This window comes from candidate division TA06 bacterium (assembly GCA_004376575.1).
GTDB lineage: Bacteria > Hydrothermota > DG-26 > E44-bin18 > E44-bin18 > E44-bin18.
Window position 1 is genome coordinate 45644 of the sequence record SOJN01000010.1, and the last position, 21901, is coordinate 67544.

At 49.4% G+C, this 21901-nt stretch carries 22 protein-coding genes and 2 tRNA genes; all 24 read left to right on the forward strand.

The annotated features are described in order from the left end of the window. The first annotated feature begins 98 nt into the window (after positions 1-98). The 24 genes from E3J62_00590 (at position 99) to E3J62_00705 (ending at position 21750) form a co-directional block, all read left to right on the forward strand. On the forward strand, positions 99-1298 hold the full coding sequence (locus E3J62_00590) for a phosphoglycerate kinase (GenBank protein ID TET47729.1): 1200 nt from the start codon (positions 99-101) through the stop codon (positions 1296-1298). Positions 1299-1513: 215 nt separating this feature from the next. Next, positions 1514-1876 carry a MerR family transcriptional regulator gene (locus tag E3J62_00595; GenBank protein ID TET47730.1) on the forward strand — a complete coding sequence of 121 codons (363 nt, stop codon included), beginning with the start codon at positions 1514-1516 and terminating at the stop codon, positions 1874-1876. Positions 1877-2274: 398 nt separating this feature from the next. Further along, a tRNA-Pro gene (locus E3J62_00600) sits at positions 2275-2348 on the forward strand. A gap of 177 nt (positions 2349-2525) precedes the next feature. Continuing rightward, positions 2526-3389, forward strand: coding sequence for a hypothetical protein (locus E3J62_00605; protein ID TET47731.1), 864 nt, complete (start codon positions 2526-2528; stop codon positions 3387-3389). Continuing rightward, the gene (locus E3J62_00610; protein TET47732.1) at positions 3390-4064 is read left to right on the forward strand and encodes a glycosyltransferase family 2 protein; all 675 of its coding nucleotides are present in this window, start codon (positions 3390-3392) and stop codon (positions 4062-4064) included. 2 nt (positions 4065-4066) lie between these two features. Further along, on the forward strand, positions 4067-4816 hold the full coding sequence (gene surE / locus E3J62_00615) for a 5'/3'-nucleotidase SurE (protein ID TET47733.1): 750 nt from the start codon (positions 4067-4069) through the stop codon (positions 4814-4816). A gap of 201 nt (positions 4817-5017) precedes the next feature. Beyond that, the gene (locus tag E3J62_00620) at positions 5018-5659 is read left to right on the forward strand and encodes a protein-L-isoaspartate(D-aspartate) O-methyltransferase (protein TET47734.1); all 642 of its coding nucleotides are present in this window, start codon (positions 5018-5020) and stop codon (positions 5657-5659) included. Positions 5660-6044: 385 nt separating this feature from the next. Then, positions 6045-6119: transfer RNA gene (locus tag E3J62_00625), tRNA-Pro, on the forward strand. Positions 6120-6728: 609 nt separating this feature from the next. Continuing rightward, positions 6729-7124 carry a TonB family protein gene (locus E3J62_00630; protein ID TET47735.1) on the forward strand — a complete coding sequence of 132 codons (396 nt, stop codon included), beginning with the start codon at positions 6729-6731 and terminating at the stop codon, positions 7122-7124. 70 nt (positions 7125-7194) lie between these two features. Next, a complete protein-coding gene (locus E3J62_00635; protein ID TET47736.1) occupies positions 7195-8928 on the forward strand; it encodes a hypothetical protein in 1734 nt (577 codons plus the stop codon). A gap of 494 nt (positions 8929-9422) precedes the next feature. Beyond that, positions 9423-9956, forward strand: coding sequence for a hypothetical protein (locus E3J62_00640; protein TET47737.1), 534 nt, complete (start codon positions 9423-9425; stop codon positions 9954-9956). Between the two features lie 305 nt (positions 9957-10261). Continuing rightward, positions 10262-10648, forward strand: a complete 387-nt coding sequence (locus E3J62_00645) for a HEPN domain-containing protein (GenBank protein TET47738.1) — start codon at positions 10262-10264, stop codon at positions 10646-10648. Then, positions 10621-10959 carry a nucleotidyltransferase domain-containing protein gene (locus E3J62_00650; GenBank protein ID TET47739.1) on the forward strand — a complete coding sequence of 113 codons (339 nt, stop codon included), beginning with the start codon at positions 10621-10623 and terminating at the stop codon, positions 10957-10959. The genes E3J62_00645 and E3J62_00650 overlap by 28 nt, the downstream gene beginning before the upstream one ends. Positions 10960-11042: 83 nt before the next feature. Beyond that, positions 11043-11753: a class I SAM-dependent methyltransferase gene (locus E3J62_00655; GenBank protein TET47740.1), complete on the forward strand. Its 711-nt coding sequence runs from the start codon at positions 11043-11045 to the stop codon at positions 11751-11753. A gap of 305 nt (positions 11754-12058) precedes the next feature. Further along, entirely contained in the window at positions 12059-12616 is a 558-nt protein-coding gene (locus tag E3J62_00660; protein ID TET47741.1) for a YbjQ family protein, read from the forward strand. 151 nt (positions 12617-12767) lie between these two features. Beyond that, positions 12768-13172: a hypothetical protein gene (locus E3J62_00665; GenBank protein TET47742.1), complete on the forward strand. Its 405-nt coding sequence runs from the start codon at positions 12768-12770 to the stop codon at positions 13170-13172. 1 nt (position 13173) lies between these two features. Next, positions 13174-14265, forward strand: coding sequence for a hypothetical protein (locus E3J62_00670; GenBank protein ID TET47743.1), 1092 nt, complete (start codon positions 13174-13176; stop codon positions 14263-14265). A gap of 171 nt (positions 14266-14436) precedes the next feature. Further along, on the forward strand, positions 14437-15126 hold the full coding sequence (locus E3J62_00675) for a hypothetical protein (GenBank protein TET47744.1): 690 nt from the start codon (positions 14437-14439) through the stop codon (positions 15124-15126). A gap of 620 nt (positions 15127-15746) precedes the next feature. Then, a complete protein-coding gene (locus E3J62_00680) occupies positions 15747-16055 on the forward strand; it encodes a hypothetical protein (protein TET47745.1) in 309 nt (102 codons plus the stop codon). Between the two features lie 264 nt (positions 16056-16319). Beyond that, positions 16320-16916, forward strand: coding sequence for a hypothetical protein (locus E3J62_00685; GenBank protein ID TET47746.1), 597 nt, complete (start codon positions 16320-16322; stop codon positions 16914-16916). 29 nt (positions 16917-16945) lie between these two features. Next, positions 16946-17575: a hypothetical protein gene (locus tag E3J62_00690; GenBank protein ID TET47747.1), complete on the forward strand. Its 630-nt coding sequence runs from the start codon at positions 16946-16948 to the stop codon at positions 17573-17575. A gap of 525 nt (positions 17576-18100) precedes the next feature. After that, complete coding sequence (locus E3J62_00695; protein TET47748.1) at positions 18101-18778, forward strand: hypothetical protein; 678 nt, start codon at positions 18101-18103, stop codon at positions 18776-18778. Positions 18779-19208: 430 nt separating this feature from the next. Then, positions 19209-20150: a malate dehydrogenase gene (gene mdh / locus E3J62_00700; GenBank protein TET47749.1), complete on the forward strand. Its 942-nt coding sequence runs from the start codon at positions 19209-19211 to the stop codon at positions 20148-20150. Between the two features lie 94 nt (positions 20151-20244). Next, entirely contained in the window at positions 20245-21750 is a 1506-nt protein-coding gene (locus E3J62_00705) for a carboxypeptidase M32 (GenBank protein ID TET47750.1), read from the forward strand. Positions 21751-21901 lie beyond the last annotated feature (151 nt).

A 21901-nucleotide genomic window follows, 5' to 3' on the forward strand; every position in this document is an offset into this window, starting at 1 on the left:
TCTCTGACGAGCTTCTATTTTCGTCTTTCGTTTCTAGTAATCTCGTGTAATCTTGTGGTTACTGGTTTGTTTTCTAGTCTTAGGTGAGGAGGTTGTGAATGAAAAAGCTGTCTGTGAGAGACATGGACCTCAAAGGCAAACGCGCTCTGGTAAGAGTCGACTTCAATGTCCCTCTGGATGAGAATCAGAATGTTGTTGACGATACCAGGATAAGAATGACCCTTCCTACAATAAAGCACATCCTGGACACACAGGGGAGTGCTGTTCTCATGTCACATCTGGGCAGGCCTAAGGGCAAGGTTGTGGACACTCTCAGCCTGCGACCTGCTGCAGAGAAGCTCAGCACTCTATTGGACAAAGAGGTGAAACTTGCCCCTGACTGTGTGGGTGATGAAGTGAATCGCATGGTCTGGAAACTGAAGAATGGCGAGTGTATGCTCCTAGAGAATCTTCGTTTCCACCCTGAGGAGAGGAACAATGATGAGGATTTCGCAAGGAAGCTCGCAAGCTTGGGCGATCTCTACATCAATGATGCCTTTGGAACTGCACACAGGGCTCACGCATCTGTGGTTGGGGCAGCACTCCAGTTCGAGAAGAGAGCTGCCGGTTTTCTCATAGAAAAGGAGCTAAACTTCTTGGGTAAAGCAGTCGAGAGCCCGAGGAGGCCTTATGTTGTCGTCATCGGAGGAGCTAAGATTTCAGACAAGATCCCCGTAGTAAAGAACCTCCTCGAGAAAGTTAACAACGTAGTAATAGGTGGAGCCATGGCCTTCACCTTTCTCAAAAGCCAGGACTTGGGTGTCGGCAAGTCGTTTGTGGAAGAAGGTCAGCTTGAAGCAGCTCAAGAGATATTGAGAAAGGCCGGCCATCACAATGTGAACTTCTTTCTGCCCGTCGATTTTGTTGTGGCAAAAGAAAACAAGGATGACGCTGAGACAACTGTTGTGGCAAAGGAGAGCATTCCAGAGGAGATGATGGGTCTGGATATCGGTCCGCTTTCCATTCGCATCTTCATGCACGCCGTACAGGGTGCAAAAACCATTCTGTGGAATGGTCCGATGGGAGTCTTTGAACGCCGGCCATTCAGAGCAGGGACAGAGGCGATGGCCAAGAAACTTGCTGATGAGACTGCCGCTGGTGCAACGACCATAATCGGCGGCGGTGATACTGTTGCGGCGGTCACAATGGCAGACGTTCACGAAAAGATGAGCCACATATCAACCGGTGGAGGAGCTTCCCTGGAGTTCCTGGCTGGAAAATCTCTGCCCGGCATCGAAGCACTTACTGACGCAAGATAACGCCTGCTCATTTCAAATTGGAAATCGTAAATTGAAAACTGCAAGAGTTCCATCAGTTCCCTGCCCTTTTCCGGGGAGAGGAAAGGGTTTTCGTAATTCGTAATCGTCAGCATAGCAATTTCTTAAAGTGGCTGAATATTTATTGTTGACACAAAGAAGCCTTTGCCCTAAAATGACTTAGTCCCAAATCATAAGAGTTTACTCTAAGGAATTAGATGGCCATCTCACAGACTCCCAAGAGACTCTACTACAGCATCAGTGATGTGTCCGAAATGGTTGGAGTTAAGCCCCACGTTCTCCGCTATTGGGAGTCTGAGTTCAGTCTTCTCAAGCCCAAGAAAAGCAAGGCGGGAAGAAGAACCTACACTCAGAAGGAGATAAAGCTAATCCTTCTCATAAAGAAGCTGCTTTATGAGCAGAGGTTTACGCTTGAAGGGGCTAAGAACAGGATTCATGAGCTGAAGAAGGCCAAGTTTCATCAACTTGAGATTCCATTTGACCAGAGGCTTATCTCTGAGTTTATCAAGGACATAAGAAAAGACCTTGAGGAAATACTTCAAGTCCTTTGCAAAGAGTAGATTCTTGTTAGATGCGGGTCCTGGTCTTTGAAGATTTTTCTCTCACAGCATGCAGCTTCCGTACAAGTCTGTCCTTGTTTTCTCCGGGGTCTAGCGGAGTCTGCCCCTTTCTTTCTTCCCGGTTTCGATTGTAAGTAGGATGTGCTCTCTGCATAGTCTGTGAGGTCTGTGTTTCAGGGTTCTCTTTTCGATTTTCGAAGGCGTGGGGGGCGTGGGAGTGGAATTTCAATTTTCGTCTCTTGTGTCTGGTGACTCGTACAATCTGTGGTTAGTGAAGACCCCTGGAACCACAGATTAACACAGATTATCACAAGATTTCTTATTCTCTGGTTTTGAAAAGAGTTCAATGTATTTCTGTGTTAATCTCGTGTAATCTGTGGTTAGATTGTTTTGAGTAACGGGGCGTAGCGCAGTTTGGAAGCGCGCTTGGTTCGGGACCAAGAGGTCGGAGGTTCAAATCCTCTCGCCCCGATTTCGGCATCCGTTGGATGCCGAAAGAAAACCAGGAATTGAGAAACTGAGAGATTCAGAAACTGAAAACCTGAAAACGTAGAACGCTGAATAACTGTGAACAAGTGCGATGTCTGTACATCTGGGCCTTATGTCGTCAATTTCTTAGTTTCCTAATTTCTCAATTTCGAGTAGTTGTATGTGGATTCTATTTTATAGCAGTATGTCATTTCTGGCTAGGGTTCTGCCCAGAGGAGCTGCGCTGTTTATGGCAGACAGGCTCGCAGAGGGCGCATACTTCGTGGCATTTAAGAAAGCCCGGCCAAATGCCATCAAGAACCTCACCTTTGCCCTCAGAGGCCTGAAGACAGAACACGAAGTGAAGTTCATGATACTTGAGCAGTTCAGAAACTTCGGCAGGTTCATCTATGAGTTCCTGCTGCTGCCCTATTTGGATGAACGCAAGCTCGACAAGATGTGTGAGATGTTCGGTCTGGATAAGGTTCATGAGGCCCTCAGAGCAGGCAAGGGTGTAATTGCCCTTACCGCTCACCTTGGAAATTGGGAACTCGGAGCTTCTGCTGTTGTTCAAAAGAAGATTCCGATAACAGCCATAAGCTTGCCCCATTCGACCAGCGGAGTCACAAGATTCTTCGACAATACACGCATTTCCAAAGGGATAAAAGTCGTGTCCATAGATAAGGCCGCGAGAATGGGGCTAAAGGCGCTCCGGGCAAATCAGTGTCTAGCCATTCTAGGTGACAGAGATTTCACAGGTACGGGGATTACAATAGACTTTCTCGGAGGAAAGGCCACGTTTCCAGTAGGTGCGATAAGGCTTGCCGCAAAGGCCGATGCCGCTATCTGTCCTATTTTTGCGATCAGATCCAAAGACGGAAACTACAAACTGTACTGCGAAGACACCTACAGGGTTGAAAAACTTCCGGATGGGAAACCAGACATAAAGGGTGCCCTCCACAAGTACGCTGGCATACTTGGGGAGTATGTTCGGAAATTTCCCACCCAGTGGTATGTCTTTGACCAGGTCTGGCAGGCTCCTTAGGTGAGAAACTTGAAGTTCGCTGTTCTGATACCTGCCTACAACGAAGAGAAGGACCTCCCACATGTACTCTCCAGGCTTCCGTGTGAAAAAAAGAATATCATCGTCGTCGATGACGGCTCCAACGATTCCACCGCAGCGGTCGCCGCCAAATGTGGTGTCACAGTACTGAGGCAGGGGAAAAATCTGGGGAAGGGGGCAGCTCAAAGGAGAGGCTTCGAATACTTGAAAGATGAACCCTACGACGGGGTGATAACCATAGATGCTGATGGACAGCACGATCCTGCCTTGATACCACAGTTCCTGAAAAAGGCCAGGGATGGCAATTATGACATTGTGGTAGGTACTAGGGTGCTGGAACCAGGCACTGCCATGCCCTTGATAAGACTTCTGACCAATCTCACAACTTCCCTCGTAGTATCTCTCATGTCAGGCCAGAGGATAAGGGACAGCCAGTCAGGATACAGATACCTCTCCGCCAGGGTGATTAGGAACATACCGTTGACGACGAGCAGATACCAAACCGAGTCAGAAGTATTGATAAAGGCAGGCAGGCAAGGCTACAGGATAGGTGAGATGCCCATATCAACGATATACTCCGGGCAGAAAAGCAATGTCAACAAGTTCATAGATACTATGAGGTTCATAGGACTCTGTATTAAGAGCCTGTGGGGGTAGCGGTGATCTTACTTACGAACGATGATGGAATAAGGGCGCATGGTCTCAAGGTTATGAGAGGTCATCTTGAAGAACTCGGTTCGGTGATGGTTGTGGCTCCAGAAGACGAAATGAGCGGGGTCAGCCACTCTGTAACTCTCGAGAAACCCATAAGTGTCCGGTGGATTGATCAGAATTCCGCCGCTGTGGGAGGCACGCCCACAGACTGCGTGCTTTTGGCTGTGCACAAGCTCATGAAGAAGAGGCCGGACATTGTTGTGTCAGGAATTAACCTCGGTCCAAATCTGGGAAACGATGTGACTTACTCAGGTACCGTGGCCGCAGCATTGGAAGCGGCAATTCACGGGATCAAGGCTGTGGCGATTTCAGTAGCCTCCAGAAAAGATCCTGACTTTGAGCCCGCAGCCAGGTTTGGTAAGAAACTAGTTCAGCATCTTGCCGCCCTAGAGGTTCCTACTGGTACGTTTCTGAATGTGAATGTGCCGAATGCACCAAATGGTGAGATACGCGGTGTTAGAATTACACGCCTGGGGAGAAGGACATACAGGGATGATGTGATCCAGCTTGATGATCCAGAAGGAGAGGAATGCTACAAGATTGGCGGCGAGCCAATCTGCGAGATGGAAGAAGGTACCGATGTTGAGGCTATAGAAAGCGCTTTCATATCTGTAACGCCAATCAGCCTCGACCTCACAGACCACACTTTTCTGCGCGAGCTGAAGGAATTGGGTGAAAAGATATCAGACTTCTAAGAGAGTACAGAGTACGCAGTACAAAGCCCATCTCATCCACCCGATGATGTCAAGAAGGCCGGGGGAGAGGGCGAAGGAGGGTCATTGCGAGCCAAAAAGGCCCGGCTTTTCGAGAGAATAGACGAGGCATTTTTGGTCCTCCGTCGGCGCGAGCCGAAGGAGGAGAAGCGAAGCGACGAAGCAATCTAGAAAGGACAGCTGATGCGCTTTGAAGGTTTGAGAAATAAAATGGTCTCTACCCAAATAGAATCCCGCGGGGTCAAGGACAAGCATGTTCTGAAGGCGATGAGGAAGGTTCCCAGACACATTTTCGTGGAGGAGGCTCTCTGGGAAAGGGCGTACGATGACCATCCCCTTCCCATCGGGCAAGGCCAGACTATATCTCAGCCGTACATGGTAGGTTCCATGACCGAAGCCCTCGAATTGAAGGGAAAAGGAAAGGTCCTGGAGATTGGGACCGGATCAGGTTATCAGACTGCCATTCTGGCTGAGATTGCGGAGCAGGTCTTCACCATAGAAAGGATCGAGGAGCTATTGAAGAAGGCGCGGAGAACCCTTGACAGACTCGGTTATGCCAATGTAGTATTCAGAGTTGGTGATGGGACTATTGGGTGGCAGGATCAGGCTCCGTTTGACGCCATACTGGTAGCTGCCGGAGCACCCGATGTGCCCGAGTACCTGTTTGAGCAACTTGCTGAAGGCGGTAGGATGGCAGTACCCATAGGTGACGTACACGGCCAGACCCTTGTGGTGATAAAGAAGGAGGCTGGGAAGCAGGTCAAGACAACCCATTTTGGCTGTGTCTTCGTCCCGCTGATTGGCAAAAACGGATGGCCCGAATAACTATACACAAAGTACAGAGTACAAATTGCAAAGTACAAAACCCGATTCCTCTCTCCCCCTCGATGGGGGAGCCTGTCCTGCCTGCCCTGAGCGAAGTCGGAGGGAGGGGACCCGAAGGGAGCAAGAGAGAGGGTGAAAAGTTTCGATTTTCGAAGGTGTGGGGCGGTGGGAGTGGAATTTCTATTTCCGTGTCTTGTGTCTGCTGATTCGTGCAATCTGTGGTTAGTGTAGACCCTTGGAACCACAGATTAACACACCCTCCTTCGCTGTTTGAGCTACGAAGGGCAGGGATTATCACAAGATTTCTTATTCTCTGGTTTTGAAAAAAGTTCATTGTTTTTCTGTGTTAATCTTGTGTAATCTGTGGTTAAATTGTTTTAGGTTTCGGGGCGTGGCGCAGTCCGGTTAGCGCACCAGCATGGGGGGCTGGGGGTCGGCGGTTCGAATCCGCCCGCCCCGACACTGACTGAAAGAGGAAGATAGAAAACGAAATAAGCCCACGCCATCGCAGAGGGCGTGAGGCATATTTCGTCCTTAGCGGAGCCAGACGAAGTCGAGGAGGACGCAGTCTGGCGGAGTCTGAGAATCTCCTTCATCCTTACATCTTAATCAGCTAGTTACCTATGTGCCAACATTGAGCACGGCTAGGCTCTAGGGCGTTCATGTTTGGGATTTCCTTGTTGACAGGGCCCTTCTAGGGTAATAGAAATAGGAGAGAAATCTGTCGAGGACCTTATTCTTTAAGATCGAAGATGTGAGATCTATGATTGTGTGCCAGGCAGTGAAAAGCAGATTCTACTCCGTTGGCTCAAGCCAACGAAGCACGAAATATGCCTCATGCCATCTAACGATGGCTTGGACCTATTTCGTTCGCCAGGCCTCAACTCTGTCGGCACACGCCGACGAAGGACCGAAAAATCCCTCGTCTTTTCTCTGGAAAAGCCGGGCCTTTTTGGCTCGAGAATGACCCTCCTACGCCCTTCTTGGCTTCGGAGGGCAGGCAGAGATTCTTGCAACCCGCTGTTAGTTCGACAGCGGCAGGCTTGCACCTCTCAGAAACAGGGCTGACATGAGAAAGGGTATCTCGATTGTGGTGGGTGGGGTGGTGGTTTCAGTGGTGGCGGCTTTTGTTGTAGTTGGACATTACCGCGTAAGTATGCAGTACTTTCCTCCCAAACCGATATTGGAATCCTTCTCAACGTCTGGACACGGAATGAAGTTGGCATCGACCAAGAAGGTAATTCTAGCCTTACATATAAATGAATCTGGTGTTGTGTTCGAGGACAGCGTAGTGCAATCTTCAGGCGATTCTGATATTGACTGCGTGGCCTTGGCCCAAGGACTTCAATTCAGGTTTGAGCCTGCGATGAAGGGGGGTAGGCCGATAGACACCTGGGTGAATTTGCGGATCAAATTTCATTCTGAAGAAGCTGGCAGTACCTGCCCAGCAATACAACGAAAGTAACAACTCCAGTAAAGGCTAGTGACGAGGATGCAATGCTGCCATCTGTGAGATTTTGTGGAGGGGCTTTGGGATGAGAAAGATACATATATGGGCTATTGTTTTTTGTCTGTTTACGTTCAGGCTAGCCAACGCGGGTCGTCTTCCCGAAGCTTGGGACCATCTTCCGGCCCTTGGAGAGATTCGCTTTTCAGAAAAAGCTGTAGGTTTTCTTACAGTAGTGCCCCCAGTAGCACCTCAGCGTTTCTTTGTTCTCGAGCGAGAAAAAGGGCTTTTCCATGAGGTCGATTCAGCATCTTTCTCGTCGGAATTCCCAGAACAAGAAGACACTTGTGAGCCCCCTAAACGTTCAACAGCTTGGCTTTGTACAGATAGAAACATCTACTTCGCTGAACCTGCATACTGCTCTGAAGGCGGCAACAGGCATCACATACTCTGGAAGATGGCTCTTGATCGAGGAGTCCCATTGAAAGTTCAGGATCATGTAGACAGATGCCTGTCTATCAGTGGGATACGTATCATTTCAGGTAACCTGTGGTTAGGGACCAGATATAGCGGCGAGTACGGATACTACCCTGGCGAAGGCATCATTGTACAGTCTTTGGATACAGGGGAACTTGTTTGTCGAATTGACGCTGAACACGGAGGGCTTACGGGCGGCCTGGTCTGGGCCATTGCACTCGATCCCAAAACGTCCAATGCAAGGGTGACAACAGAATGGGGTATTAACGAGATCCAGCCGACTGGCAGGATCGTAGGGAGTCTCTTTCTCTACGAAGATTTCAACGGAGAAACAGGGGCTCCCGAAATCCGTGTTTCTCCAACCGAAACCAAGGGCAATCCATTTGCGACCTTGGTCCGTACGATAGGAATCGACGACACGGAAGCCTTCTACAAAACGTTATCCAAAATTCCAAAGGAAATGATGGGTGAAGTCACACAATTATCACCGTTGATCATAGGATCCCAAACTCATCCCTTTGAAACACCTGTGGATAGGCGATGGAACGCTCTAGTCCCCTTCATTCTGAAGGCGACCCAAAACAAGGACCGGGTCAAAAAGTGGTATGCTGATCGTGTCCTCGCGATGTTTGATGATATGGAAGCAAGAAAGTATTTCGTACAGATGTTGAATTCTGCCACCAGACCCTATGAAGTAGGATTCGCGCTGAGATATCTTCGAAGTCGTGTGAGTGGCGAAAACGAGACACGCGCTCAAGAAATGCAAATACTTCGTAGACGAATAGAGCAAGCTATTTCCGACCTGGAGACTATGAATATGCGTTCTACGCGCAGCAAAGAGATAGCCAGGACTTTGGTCGCGCTTGCGCCAGATCTTCAATCGCTTGGCTCGCCAGATGGCTACAAAGCTATCGAAGATTATTTTCAGAAAGCGGATTTCGACTGCCAAAGAGATGCAGTGTTGCTTAAGACCATAGCGGGACAGATTTATCGCAGGGAAGAGCTTGTTCCAGCTTTTTTGATAGCTCTCAGAAGAATATCTGCGGAAAGAGCGGAAGTACTTGCGTCGGTGTGTTCCGTGTTTGACATGACCCGTACCGAGGACTATAGAGGCGCCGTGTTGTACAGCACTGATTATGTTTTAGCGCTTCTGAGTGCCTTTGTCAGAGCGAATGCGGTTGAGGGCGTAGATTTGAGTACGCTTTCAGGATGTGAGCAGGCCATCCTCTCTCAGTTGCGCAATCCAGAGGTTCGGTCAGAATTCGTTAGCCGAATCCGTCCAGGTCTGAAAGGAGATGAGGCGAAATTTGCCGATATTCTTCTTGGCAAATCACAATCTAACTGATATACCTATGCCAGCATTGGTGCCAGCCCCCTACCATCTGAGATCTCAAATCTGAGATCGAAGATTGTGTGTCAAGCAATGACCCGACTAGGCTCTTCTTAGCTTCGTCGGGTCTAGGCCGGGGCCCCCCAGGATTCTAGACAGTTTTTGCCTTTCCCTGGCTACCCTACCAGGGTCATAGGTGGCACACATCTGCTCCAACGTTGAGCACAACCAGGCGCCGGGGCGTTCACGTCTGGCATTTCGTTCTTGACATGGCTGCCTGCCTGTAATAGAAATAAGGTACGTATCTGTCGGAAGGCCTTACTATCTAAAATCTATGATGTAAGATGTCAGATCCTGCAAGGCGTTGTTCAGCAGTCGAGGATGCTCCCCTCGACTTCACTCGGGGCAGGCGGGACAACCTCTCCCATGAAAGGAGAGGATGGAGTAGACAGGAACTCAGACTGCCAGGTAGCATGATTACTGGAAGCCGATCGAGGAAGGAGGCAAAGATGAAGTCACTTGTTGCAAGGGCGGTGGCGATTCCGGTAGTTTGGGCACTATTTTTCTTGCCAGTTGTGGGGCAGGGGAGTAAAGAAACGGAAAGCACGGAAAAGGCAGATCAACATTATGAGAAGATTGAGATGGAAGACCATTGGTTCTTTGGACCACGCTATAAGGTTGGGGGCAAGAAGATAGGAAGCGGCGAGGCAGAAGCTTTGATATACTCCATCGAAGACGGCAAGGCGGAAGGGCACCTTAGGATGTCAAGAACTTACGGCATTGCGAGCTTAGTGGTTATTACTGGGGGAACTGTCCTTTCGCTGTTGTCGATTTCCACCAGGGAGCGTGGTTTCAACTCAGCTATGTTCTGGAGCGGCTTTGGCATCACAGCGGTGGGTTATGGGGTTGGTGATCTATCGAAGAACGAAATAGCAAAGGCGGTCTATCGCTACAATAAGGTCTTGAAGGACAAGTACGGTATTTCATTTCACTGGGCGCCGGAGTCTGGGAAAGCTAAACTTCAGTTGGAATATTCGTACTAAATGATATAAGACCACGGGGACCGCGCCGCCTCCTTCGCCCTCCATGGCTTCCCGTCTCCGCTGTCTTTAGGTTGGCCGGGCTTCGCGTGGGGCTTCGCGTCTGGCTACACTCCCTTCGACTATCACCCAGGACCTTGGACATTTCTGGAGTCTGGCCCCAAGGAAAAAGCCCTTGTCCAACATTCCTCCTTGGTATATCATGGCTTGCGACAGCCTTTTTGTGTCGTTGCTAGGCACGCTCCCTGGCACATGGAGGCTGGAAGCACCTCGATGAGCATAAAAGGCGATCCAGAGCGAAAGGAATCGTGACCAAGAAGCTCGAGGAATGGTTTAGACAGGCTGATTACGATTTGGACACAGCGGAATTTATGTTCACTGGCGGAAGGTATTTCTATGCTATTTTCATGTGTCATCTTTCCATCGAAAAAGCACTGAAGGGTTTGTATGTGCAATTCCGTGAAGCGGCGGCTCCCCGGAGTCACAATCTCGTGTATCTTGCTGAAAAGACCGAACTTCAACTCCCTGAAGAACTCAGCGATTTCATTTCCTTGCTTGACGGGGTGAGTGTTCCGACGCGCTACCCAGATGATCTCCAACGACTGCTCAAGGATTATGACAAGGCAAGGACAAGAGAGATGTTGAAGAAAAGTAGAGAGGTTCTTAGATGGCTACGAGCGAAATCACAGAAGTGATTCAATTCCTTGGTGACTGTCTGGAAGAAAGAGGATTAGACGTTTCCAAGATCATCCTTTTCGGGTCACAGATGAGAGGCGGAGCTGGGGACGAGAGTGATGTAGACCTAGTGATTGTCTCAAAGGACTTCCGCACCAAGGATATCTTCGAAAGAGTAGGGGCCGTCAGACACGCCGTCGCAGTAACAATCAAGAGATTTATGGTACCGCTTGATGTTGTAGGCTTGACTCCTGAGGAATTCGAAAGCGAAAGTCTGCTCGTCGCCCGATACGCTAGCGAAGGAGAGGTGGTCTACGAGAGCAGAAAATAGGACATCTGTCTAGGCGTCTACCATCCAATATCTAAGTTGGCGTGCTAAGTAGCGAAAAGCAGATTCTTCGGCGGAGCCTCAGAATGACAGGCTTGGCCGGTTGTTGTTTTCCAGGAAGTCTTGGAATGAGGGGTATGAATATCCTGCCTAGAGTTGAAGCTATCAGTGGACCTGCTGCTTTGGCGTATGCCTGCCTCATATCTAGAAGCCCTTTTTCCGTAAGACTCTGCCGGGAATTTGCAGGAGAAGTACTATCGATAGTATCTTCTGGCTCTGTGCTTGATGTTGGAACCGGTCCTGGCTACCTTGCACTGGAGATTGCCAAGAGATCAGCAGGCCTCCACGTCACAGGTGTGGACCTTTCACATTCGATGGTGAAAGTGGCTCTCAAGAATGCGCGGGACAATGGACTGTCGGAACGTGTCAGCTTTCGGGTCGGAAATGTGGCCAAGCTTCCTTTTGAGGAAGCGTCCTTCGATTTCGTGGTGAGTAGCTTTAGCCTTCACCATTGGTCAAAGCCTATGGAGTCTTTCAAAGAGATCTATCGCGTGCTTAAGCCTGATTGCAGAGCGCTCATCTACGACCTCGGACGGGACATAACAAGGGCGGACAGAAGACTGTCGCAGAAGAAATACGGACGAATTATGGAGTTCGCCATGTCGAAATTGGTGAGGATCCACTCGTCAGTACCCTCGGATGCGGTCCAAGGAATACTTGCGACTTCAGTAGTCCCCTTTTCAGAATCAACGATGGAAAATGATGGTGTTATTCTCAGGATTATGCTTGTGAGGTAGTCGCCGTATCGGTGCCAGGCGTGATACCTTCACATCTAGATTGCCACGGTTTGCCTGCGGCAAACTGAGTTTACACCGAGCCTGTCGAGGTGCAATGACATTTTTCCCTTATGGGTAAGAACTAGGGGTAATCTCCATTTTCTCGTTACTGTCTTGCTTAGTTCTGCTCCAACATTGAGCACAGCTAAGTCTCAACAGCAGTAGCTCTTAGCATTTCCTACTTGACATAGTCCTCTTCCTGTAATAGAAATCAGACACATGGGTGGTTTGGAGTGTGATTCCAAGTAATTGCAAAAGGAGGAACTATGAGGATAGTGAGACTGATTGGCTCTCTGGCTTTTGTGCTCGGGATCTTCATCGTAGTATTTGCAGGAGTACCCTGGCACGTGATGGTTGCCAATGACCCGGTCGTCCCCTGGTGGCTCAGGATAACAATTTTCTGTCTTCTGGGTGGTATCCTACTAGTCCTGCTGACAGTCGCCCTCGAACAAAGGAAAAACAGGGCGGCAGAAGAGCAGCCTACACTTGTCGAGTCACAATCACAGATTTTGCTACTGAATTCTACAGATGTACCTAACCGCCAGATCACCAAGATTCTCGGTTTGGTCAAAGGACACACTATTTTTGCCATCTGGCTTGGAAAGGATCTTTCTGCCTTGGTGCGACTGGTTCTTGGCGGTGAACTGACTGAGTACACGGAGATGATGGGAAGGGCTCGCAAGGTAGCTACTAATCGGATGATCAGCCAGGCTGAGAAGCTCGGGGCTGACGCAATCATCAACGTGCGCTATATGACCACCAGCGTCATCGGCAGTGCCGCTGAACTTCTAGCCTACGGCACAGCCATCAAACTAAGCAAATAAATCTTCTTGCGGAAGGATTCTTACTGATATGCCTGGAACCCAGTAGCAGACGGCGGACTTGGTGCCTGGCTTTACCCGCAGAATACTCGAAGGATCTTCGACATTCTGAGATGAGAGCATGTGTGTGGCAAGGTTTCAGAGGAGGTGAAGGATGAAGTCAAAACAACCCAAGGAGCAGCCTTTGGTGCGCAGAATCACCGTGGATGAGAGGTTGGCTGAGGATACCATTCGCGTGCTGATCAGTCGACTGCCCAAAGGAGTCAGAGAATTCCGAATCGAAAAGGCACAGTGGGAAGACGAGGAAGAACATTTTGTTGGGCCTGAAACCTATTTGGCGGACATGGGCATCCCCCCCTCTGAGGAGGAAAAGTGGTCGTGGGCAGATTTCCGTGAGGGTCAGGTTTTCCTCTCGGGTAAATTTAAGATTATTGGCAAAGAGGGATCGCCGGAAAACCTCTTGGTCGGACAGGGCCGAAATGAATTCTTGCTTATTGAGCGTCTGGTCAGAAAGAACACTGAAAAACTCTATTTCAGAGCGCTCGAAAGGAGGAAATGAAATGCCAGCCGCCAAACCGATTGATCCAGATGATCTTGTGATTCACGTGTTGAACGTCGGTTTTGGAGATAACATCCTGCTTGAATTTCCAGTCGATGATTCAGGTAAACGGTCGTATGGATTAGTCGACTGTTATAATTCGAAGAAGACCAAGGGATATCTGGAGAAATTGATCCAGAAACGGCCAGGGCGGTCTCATCTGAGATTCGTTTGTGCTACCCATCCCCATCTGGACCACATCAAGGGCATCAGGTCGATTTTGACCGACGCGACATATTGTCCCGAGGAGTTCTGGGAGAGTGGATTCCGTCATAATTCTGTGACCTATCAGAAGATCTTGGAGGCTCTTTCGGAGAATAAGATAAGGATGGTGCGAGTATCGTCAGGAATGGAGCAGTACTTTGGCAAGGTACGAATCACTGTGCTGTCGCCCTCAGTAGCACTTCGCAATCGGTATGCGACATATGGAGTAGATATGAACAACGCTTCTGTTGTGCTCAGGTTAGAGCATCACAGCGAAGACGTCTTGCTCATGGCGGCAAGAGAATATAAGGGGAATACCAGTCTGGAAGCGGAACGTAAAGCAGGTCAGTCGGTTGTTATTCTGGCTGGCGACGCAGAATTTGATAGCTGGGCCCAGATATCCCAGGAGTATCCTAAGCGCGAAAGAACCAGTAAGCACGATCCCTTGGTGAAAAGGATGGTGAACTATCTTTCGTGTGCAGTTGTCAAGGTGGCCCACCATGGAAGTATGCACAGCGCACCCCTTGACATCTATGAAAAGATGAAACCCGAACTAGGGGTCGTGTCGAGCAAGCAGAGGCGGAGCAAAAGAGAAGGGGACAGGCAAACCTTAGAACGAGGTCTGTTTCCTCATCAAACGTCGACGATTGCACTGGAAGAATGTGATGCCGAAATACTGACAACTGACGGAAGCCACGACTCGCAAAAGAAGACTGGAACGGGAGCGAATCAGACGACGACGGAAAAACCAGGCAGTGTTGTTGTGGTCGTACCTCCGGGAGGCAAAGCACGCTGGAAGAAGTTGAAAGATAAAGTAAAAACAATACCCGATCCACCGACTAAGGTGTAAGGTGCGGCCGGAAGAATTCAAGAACCAGCTGCAACTGCCTTCCGGCCAGTCGAAGAGGGCGGTGGAACTGTTCACTCAGGAAGGTGTGCGATTTTTCTCATGTGGTGCTCGGCCTTGAGAACGTGTCTTACTTTTGGTACAAGTTATTAAGAGCCACAGAGGAGGTGGGAGATGGCGACACTCGAGGAACTAAACGATAGAGTTGGCAAGTTGGAGAAACATGGTCGTGGGCGTGTGCGGTTCTTCTTTCAATATCTTTTGTTCCCTGTTTTGATCGTTGTAATAGGGTTCTGGTTCAATCTTCGGCTGGAGAGGGCCAAACAGGAATTTAAACATGTGGAACTGGAGCTAAAACGGATACAAGCGGCACATCAGATGCTTAACGAGCTATTTTCCGGCATTCCTGAGAGAGCCTTTATCGCGGAAAGACTCATCACGAAAATAGTCGATAAACAGCTCTGCGAAGAAATACACAAGATCGTTGAAGATTATTATCTGCGAAAGTTAGAAGAATCGGCTTCAAAAGGCGATCTGGAAACCGTGGAAGAGATTGCGATGGCGGCAGAAGGAATAAACAGTCAAGCCAGCCAAAAGATACTCCAGGCATTGGAAGAACCGCAATTTCAGATTGTTGCTGAGTCGTTCGGGTCTCAGGAGGAAGCAGATAGACGAGCTGATCAACTCCGAAGAAAAGGCTATGAATGTGAAGTGAGGTCTACTCGAACCGGGAAGTTCGAAGTGATTATCGGGGAGTTGGTCTTCAAGGAAGCTATCCTTGAAAGAAAAAAGGGGATTAAGGATGGCTTGGTCCTCAGAGATTCCCCAATCCAGAGAGCATTCGAACACCGAGGCCACGAGTGACCCCACGCCTGGGGACAGTTCTTACCAGTTCAGATTGAAGATGTAAGATTCAAGATTGAAACACTCAGATTACTGCGCGGTCTTCAGGGCGCTAGTAACGAAAAAATGGGTGGAAGGTTATCCAAGACAAAGGTGGTAGGTTTGATCTTTCGAATACTCCTTTCGCATCCCCTTGCTTCAACTTCGGCTAGGGCAGGCGGGATAGGGTCTCTAAAAGAGAAAGCTGGGGACGGTGCCCTCCGAATACTCGAAGGATCTGCGACTTGACATTTTGACATTTTAGTAGCCCACCCACGCTGACCATAACTTCCATATGTGTGCTACAACATTGAGCACGGCCAAGCTCCAGGGCGTGCACGTTTGGCATTTCGTTCTTGACATGGCCCTTCCCCTGTAATAGAAATAAGATACAACTCTGTCGGGGGGATGAGAGGTTGTTGCATTTTTTTCCAATAGCGGGTAGTAAATGTATTTTGCCAGCCCTTGGTCTGGCAGGCTTAGAAAGGGGGTGTCAGTCGAACGAAGCATGTCGAGCCGTCTGATCGAGAGAAGCCGGCATGTGTCGAGTTTACTTTGCTGGAATCGATGAATCCACCACTCATTTCTATGGAGGTGTAGCTATGTCTGCAAAGCTTATGCAGCTGAATTTCAAATTTAGCGTCTCAAAGGATGAGTACGAGCAGGCCGTATCTCCGCTGGCCGAAAAATTCGCGGCTGTTGAGGGTCTTCGCTGGAAGATTTGGATGATGAACGAAGCAGACGGTGAAGCAGGAGGGATCTACCTGTTCAACGACGAGGCCTCGTTGAAGGCATTCCTTGAAGGGCCACTCGTAGCTCAGGTGACCAGTCACCCAGCTCTGAGTGATTTTAGCGTCAAGCAGTTCGACACGATGGAGAAACTAACCGCAATCACGCGCGGTCCTGTTTAGGAGTCGGGGGACAGGCACCAGTTCATCAAGGATTGTGGACTTAAGATGGTACATTGCGTGCCCGTCATGCAATGGGGATAGGCACCTTCACAAGTCAGAGCGCAGTTCGCAGAACTTAGATCGAAAAACACATATTGGTACCAGGTTTGACATTTTTCCATTTTGCAGATGGCCTCCTCAAAGCTCAGTTCTGACAAGGCTTCCCAGGTGGTGCTGTTGGATGGACAGCCGATACTATCCAAGATATGAGATACGGAGGAATCGGTGAAGAACCCATACAGGCGAGTAATATTGATGTTATGCGTGCTGGCTGTTGGCTCTGGCTATGGTTGTGGACGGGAAGAGAAATCCAAATCAGAACCGGCAGTTGAATTTCATCCGTCAGGATTTGCCAAGAGTCATGCGGAGCCACTCAGGGTAGCACAGGGAGCTCTCGATGAGATAGTCGCTGGGCTGAGGGATGCCACAGCAACTTATATGGAGATCTCGGACCTAGAAGAAGTCATCTCCGCGCGCATTGAAGATGGGGCAAGAGAACCAGGTGAGCTGTTGAAAGCTGCTGCTCATGTGCGCCTCAAGACAACCAAGTACTTCAGAAACAAGGGCGTAACCAGGAGTGAACTGATTGGCTATTTTGTGCAATTTGATCGCAACCATCTGGCTGAAGATCACTGGCTCAGTGGTGGAGCGCTCAGGGCTCGATTAGAAGAGCGAGCTCGTAAAATAGCCAGGAAATATGTTGAGGATCTGAAGGCACTGGAGAATAATAGGGAATTAGCAGCAGAGACAGTTGCAGGACTTTTTGAGATTGAACCGGAAGAGGTTGTTGAATACCACAGGCGGTATGGTGTAGAGGAGTAGCCCAACGAAGAGGAATAAGGAGGCCACAGGTGTCTGAGCGAAGGAGTGGGTTTAAGTGTCTAGTGGTACTCGTTCTGTTCTTATCAGGGTTCATCCTGGGATGTGGAGGCAAGGAGAGTGGGGAACCGGTTCCGTTTGAGAACGGAGACTATTTCGAATATGAAGCTCATGGTGGACTCATGAGTGACATAAAACACAGTGACATCTATGAGATAAGCAAGAAGGATGAGAATACGTATGAATGTGCAACTACCACAGTTTTCTATGAGGTCAGGGATAGGCTTCTTGATGAACGGGAGGACCTTAAGTTTGAGTTGGACAAGTTCGGTCAGATTGTTCGGGCATTCAGCAAAGGGGAACCCATACAGGATAACTTTGGCCTCTACTTTGGGCACCATATACGCCTATGGTTGCCTCCGAGCATGAGAAAAGCCGGTGGGGAGATACTCTTCAGCGGGTGTGCAAAACGGTTCAAGATCACTGAGAGAAAGGAATGGGAGAGTTGGACTGTGTGGCCAGCTGAAGTGGGTTTTGGAGACGAGAAAATCATTAGTTACTACGATGCTGAGACAGGGTTCCTTGTGGGCGAAATACAATACATGTTCACTGGAGATAGGGGATTTAGACTAGTGGACACGAACAAGGACATTTTGCACTAACACCCTGGCCGGGCTTGATTCTTGCAATCCTGCTCCAACCTTACATCCGAATAGATTCTAGACCCTATTTCTCGGTATTTGCCACTTGACATAGCTCCTTCCGTATACTAGAAATAGGAAGCAGATATATCTGTCGGCAGACCCTGCCAGCAAGAAAACGAAAATAGAAAACGAAATAGGAGATTTGGATGTCGGTGAGGGTTAGGGCGTGTGATGATCATGTCAGCAGCAAGTCGGGAGAATGTGTCAAGAACATACGGGATTGCTTTGTGATGACTGTGGTCCCAAACTTGGGGGCAAGGCGTGCTATGTCTGCGGACATGTGCCCGCGGGGAATCCCGTAATGGTCTGCTACACCCACAAGGGCATTTGGTTGCGGTGTGATGGTTACGTCTGGCAACCTACGCGGAATACGCACTCTAGCGACTCGGACTTGGCTGCTGAGAGCTGGCAGCCATCTTATGTATTACATCTTACGTCTTATGTCTGATATAGACTTCTGCAGTCTTAAGGGGGTGAGAAAAGGTGAGTAGGTTCTTGACTGTTCATCCGGTCGGCAAGGAATTGACCTGGGGATTCACCATCCCCATCCGGGAGGCGTTTGATGCGAGTGCTTCAATTGATGCCTATTGGGTTGGGAGTTGGTATTCTCGAGAAGAAGGCAGATGGTATTGTGAATGGAATGCCAAGGACGCTGAGTCTATACGTCGAATCATTGCTAATGCAGCATCCGAGGTTCCCACAGAGGGAATCTACAGGATGGAGTTGATGGCTCGGTCAGGAGGTGCGGGAGAAGAAGGTCAAGGATTCCAGTTGACAGGTTTTGAATCAATCCTCCTTGTTGGTATTATTGTCTGTATGCTTTGGCTTACATGGGGGCTTGGGCATCTACTGGCTGACAAATGGCTTTGGTTCTGGGTCGAGTTAAACAAATTTGTTTATCGAAGAGTCGTTCTCTATGGAGTTGCCCTCGCTATGGCCGCTTGTTCGATTTTCATTACCACCAGACTCAGCTCAAGATTCGGGACATTTGGTGAAACTGTCAATAAGGCGTTTCTGTGGTATGGTTATGTTCTGCTGATTGCCACGTTCTGTATCTTTGTCTTTGATATTCTTCCTGAAGTTTTCGCCGGCATCATAATTGTGGGTCTTTTTATCGCTGCTATGTTTTTCTTCCAGAAGAAGTTTCTCAGGAAGAAGTGACTCCGTACCGAGAACAAAACCTGGAACCACAAGATTACTAGGTACGAGACACGAAAATAGAAAACGGAAAATCGAAAATAACACCTTGAGCCATAAGATCCTGCCGGCCCAAAATCTAAAAAAACCTTGAGACGGATTTAGAGCATTACGACTGAAAGCTATCTTATGTCTTGGGTTTTACATGCAGTCTTTGAGGTCTGACCACTCTTCGCTCTTCAAAGGGTCGGCAGACCCCGATTTTCGATCTTCGGTCTTCGATTTTCGGATCTGGGTGAGTGCTGACAGCTATCGTATAGCATACTGCAGTGTTATGTCTTGAATTTCGGGTTGGTCCCGGCATCGGAGTGGTCGGTGTCGTGTATTTACATTTGAGGTCAGAAGCGTATGATATGAGATAGGATTTCTGTACAACCTTGAGAAGAGAGGAGAAATGGCGACAAAAATCACGGTGATAGGTGCAGGGAATGTTGGCTCAACATTAGTGCAGCGGCTATCAGAAAAGCAACTCGGTGACATCGTCCTGCTCGAACGCGTGAAGGATCTTGCCAAAGGCAAGGTTTTAGACCTCATGCAGACTCACCCGATAACCGGTTTTGATTCAAGAATCATCGCGACCAATGATTATGGGGAGACGGCTGGCTCTGACATTATTGTCATTACCGCGGGGCTTCCGAGGAAACCCGGAATGAGCCGGGAGGACCTTCTGGCCAACAACACGGCCGTCGTGAAGTCTGTGACGGAACAGGCAGCTCCCAAGTCCCCGAAGGCGATTATTGTAGTGGTGACTAACCCTCTGGATCTGATGACCTACGTATCAAAGAAGGTGAGTGGCTTTCCGAGAGAAAGAATCATAGGAATGGCCGGCGCTCTTGATTCTGCCAGATTAAGGGAATTCATTGCCATGGAACTGAATGCCTCTGTGTGGGATGTTCAGGCAATGGTTCTTGGAGGGCATGGTGACCTGATGGTACCTCTCATTCGGTATTGTTCTGTCGCAGGGATTCCTATTACTGAACTGATGTCGATGAAACATATCGACAAGATTATCGAAAGGACAAGGAAAGCTGGAGGAGAGATTGTAAGCTATCTCAAAACGGGGAGCGCATATTGGGCTCCTGCGGCGGCCATTTCACAGATGGTTGAAAGTATAGTAAAGGATACGTGCAGGATCATTCCATGCTCAGTCTATTTGGAGGGCGAATACGGTCTCACGGACATTTGCCTGGGTGTTCCGGTAAAACTCGGAGACAAGGGTGTTGAGGAAATCATGGAAATTAAGCTCAATTCGAACGAGATGATGGCCCTGCAAAAGTCCGCAGAATCAGTAAGAGCAACTATTGACAACCTGCAACGAATGGACTTTGATTTGTAGCTATAGACTATAAGCTATGGGCTCTAGAGCTGAAACGAGAAACGCTTGCAGCTTATAGCATACAGCTTGTAGCTTTGTTAGTAGGAGGAGGGCAATGGAAGCGAAGTTGAAGGAGTTGAAGATTCGTCTTCTTGAGATCGACGACCTGAATTCCGCTGGGGCGTTACTGTTTTGGGATCAGGCAACCTATATGCCAGCTGGAGGTGCTTCTGCTCGTGCCAGGCAGATCGCGACCCTGGGGCGGCTCGCGCACGAGAAGTTTACTGACCCGGCTATCGGGAAACTGCTGCAAAATCTGCGACCCTTTGAGGAAGACCAGTCTTACGACTCAGACGACGCCAGTCTAATTCGGGTTACTCGTCGTAAATACGAGAAGGCAGTGAAAGTCCCGCCGTCGTTCACTGAGGAGTTCAACAAACATGCTTCTGCGTTGTATCAGGTCTGGACCAAGGCCCGGCCGGCGAACGACTTCCCTAGAGTACAATCTAGCCTTGAGAAAACACTCGACCTGAGCAGACAGCTTGCGGATTTCTTCCCCGGCTACGAACACATCGCCGACCCGTTGATTGATTTTGCCGACTACGGCATGAAGGTCTCGACGGTTCGCACGCTTTTCGAAGAGCTGCGGGAAGAACTTGTACCAATTGTGAAGGCAATAACGGAACAGCCAATTGCCGATGACTCGTGTCTGCACAAGAACTACTTGGAGGCAGACCAGGTAGCGTTCGCAGTTGATGTGATTAAGCGCTTCGGTTATGACTTCGAACGTGGGCGGCAGGACAAAACTCATCACCCCTTCATGACGAAGTTCTCACTGGGTGACGTGCGCATTACCACCCGGGCCAAGGAGAACGACCTCAGCGAACTGATGTTCAGCACGATGCACGAGGCCGGCCATGCGCTATACGAACAAGGCATCTCCATGGGCTTCGAGGGAACACCGCTCGCAGACGGAACGTCCTCGGGTGTTCACGAGAGCCAGTCCCGCCTGTGGGAGAACCTGGTTGGGCGGAGCAAGGGATTCTGGCAGTTTTTCTACCCGAGACTCCAGAAGGTCTTCCCCGACCAGTTGAAGTCGGTACCGCTCGATACATTCTACCGCGCGATCAACAGGGTCGAGCGCTCGCTGATTCGCACGGATGCCGATGAGGTTACCTACAACCTTCACGTCATGATTCGCTTTAAGCTCGAGCTTGATATGCTCGAGGGCCGCCTGGCCGTGACGGGTCTGGCTGAGGCGTGGCGTGAGCGATACAAGGCTGACCTGGGCACTGAGCCTCCAGATGACCGCGATGGGGTGCTCCAGGATATACACTGGTTCGTTGGCACCATAGGTGGCATGTTCCAGGGGTACACCCTGGGCAACATCCTGACTGCGCAGTTCTTCGAGGCTGCTCTCAAAGCACATCGCGAGATTTCTGCTGAAATCGAGAAAGGTGAGTTTGGTACCTTGCACAACTGGCTCAAGGAGAACATCTACCAACACGGCTCCAAGTATACTGCTTCTGAGCTGGTTGAACGCGTCACCGGCGGACCGGTGAGCATTCAGCCATACATCCGCTATCTGAAGAAGAAGTATGGAGAGCTATATGACCTATAATCTACGAGAAGGCGAGGGGCAAAGACCTGGAAATCACGAAAATAGAAAACGAAATAGGCCCACGCCATCGGAGAGGGCGTGAGGGTATTTCGTCCTGAGGCAAAGCCGAAGGATCCAGTTGTGCGAGATTGCTTCGGGATTGTCCACACTC

Coding starts and splice junctions, on each gene's coding strand:
- E3J62_00590 (TET47729.1), top strand. CDS start 99: ATGAAAAAGCTGTCTGTGAGAGACATGGACCTCAAAGGCAAACGCGCT.
- E3J62_00595 (TET47730.1), top strand. CDS start 1,514: ATGGCCATCTCACAGACTCCCAAGAGACTCTACTACAGCATCAGTGAT.
- E3J62_00605 (TET47731.1), top strand. CDS start 2,526: ATGTGGATTCTATTTTATAGCAGTATGTCATTTCTGGCTAGGGTTCTG.
- E3J62_00620 (TET47734.1), top strand. CDS start 5,018: ATGCGCTTTGAAGGTTTGAGAAATAAAATGGTCTCTACCCAAATAGAA.
- E3J62_00630 (TET47735.1), top strand. CDS start 6,729: ATGAGAAAGGGTATCTCGATTGTGGTGGGTGGGGTGGTGGTTTCAGTG.
- E3J62_00635 (TET47736.1), top strand. CDS start 7,195: ATGAGAAAGATACATATATGGGCTATTGTTTTTTGTCTGTTTACGTTC.
- E3J62_00640 (TET47737.1), top strand. CDS start 9,423: ATGAAGTCACTTGTTGCAAGGGCGGTGGCGATTCCGGTAGTTTGGGCA.
- E3J62_00650 (TET47739.1), top strand. CDS start 10,621: ATGGCTACGAGCGAAATCACAGAAGTGATTCAATTCCTTGGTGACTGT.
- E3J62_00655 (TET47740.1), top strand. CDS start 11,043: ATGACAGGCTTGGCCGGTTGTTGTTTTCCAGGAAGTCTTGGAATGAGG.
- E3J62_00660 (TET47741.1), top strand. CDS start 12,059: ATGAGGATAGTGAGACTGATTGGCTCTCTGGCTTTTGTGCTCGGGATC.
- E3J62_00665 (TET47742.1), top strand. CDS start 12,768: ATGAAGTCAAAACAACCCAAGGAGCAGCCTTTGGTGCGCAGAATCACC.
- E3J62_00670 (TET47743.1), top strand. CDS start 13,174: ATGCCAGCCGCCAAACCGATTGATCCAGATGATCTTGTGATTCACGTG.
- E3J62_00675 (TET47744.1), top strand. CDS start 14,437: ATGGCGACACTCGAGGAACTAAACGATAGAGTTGGCAAGTTGGAGAAA.
- E3J62_00680 (TET47745.1), top strand. CDS start 15,747: ATGTCTGCAAAGCTTATGCAGCTGAATTTCAAATTTAGCGTCTCAAAG.
- mdh (TET47749.1), top strand. CDS start 19,209: ATGGCGACAAAAATCACGGTGATAGGTGCAGGGAATGTTGGCTCAACA.
- E3J62_00705 (TET47750.1), top strand. CDS start 20,245: ATGGAAGCGAAGTTGAAGGAGTTGAAGATTCGTCTTCTTGAGATCGAC.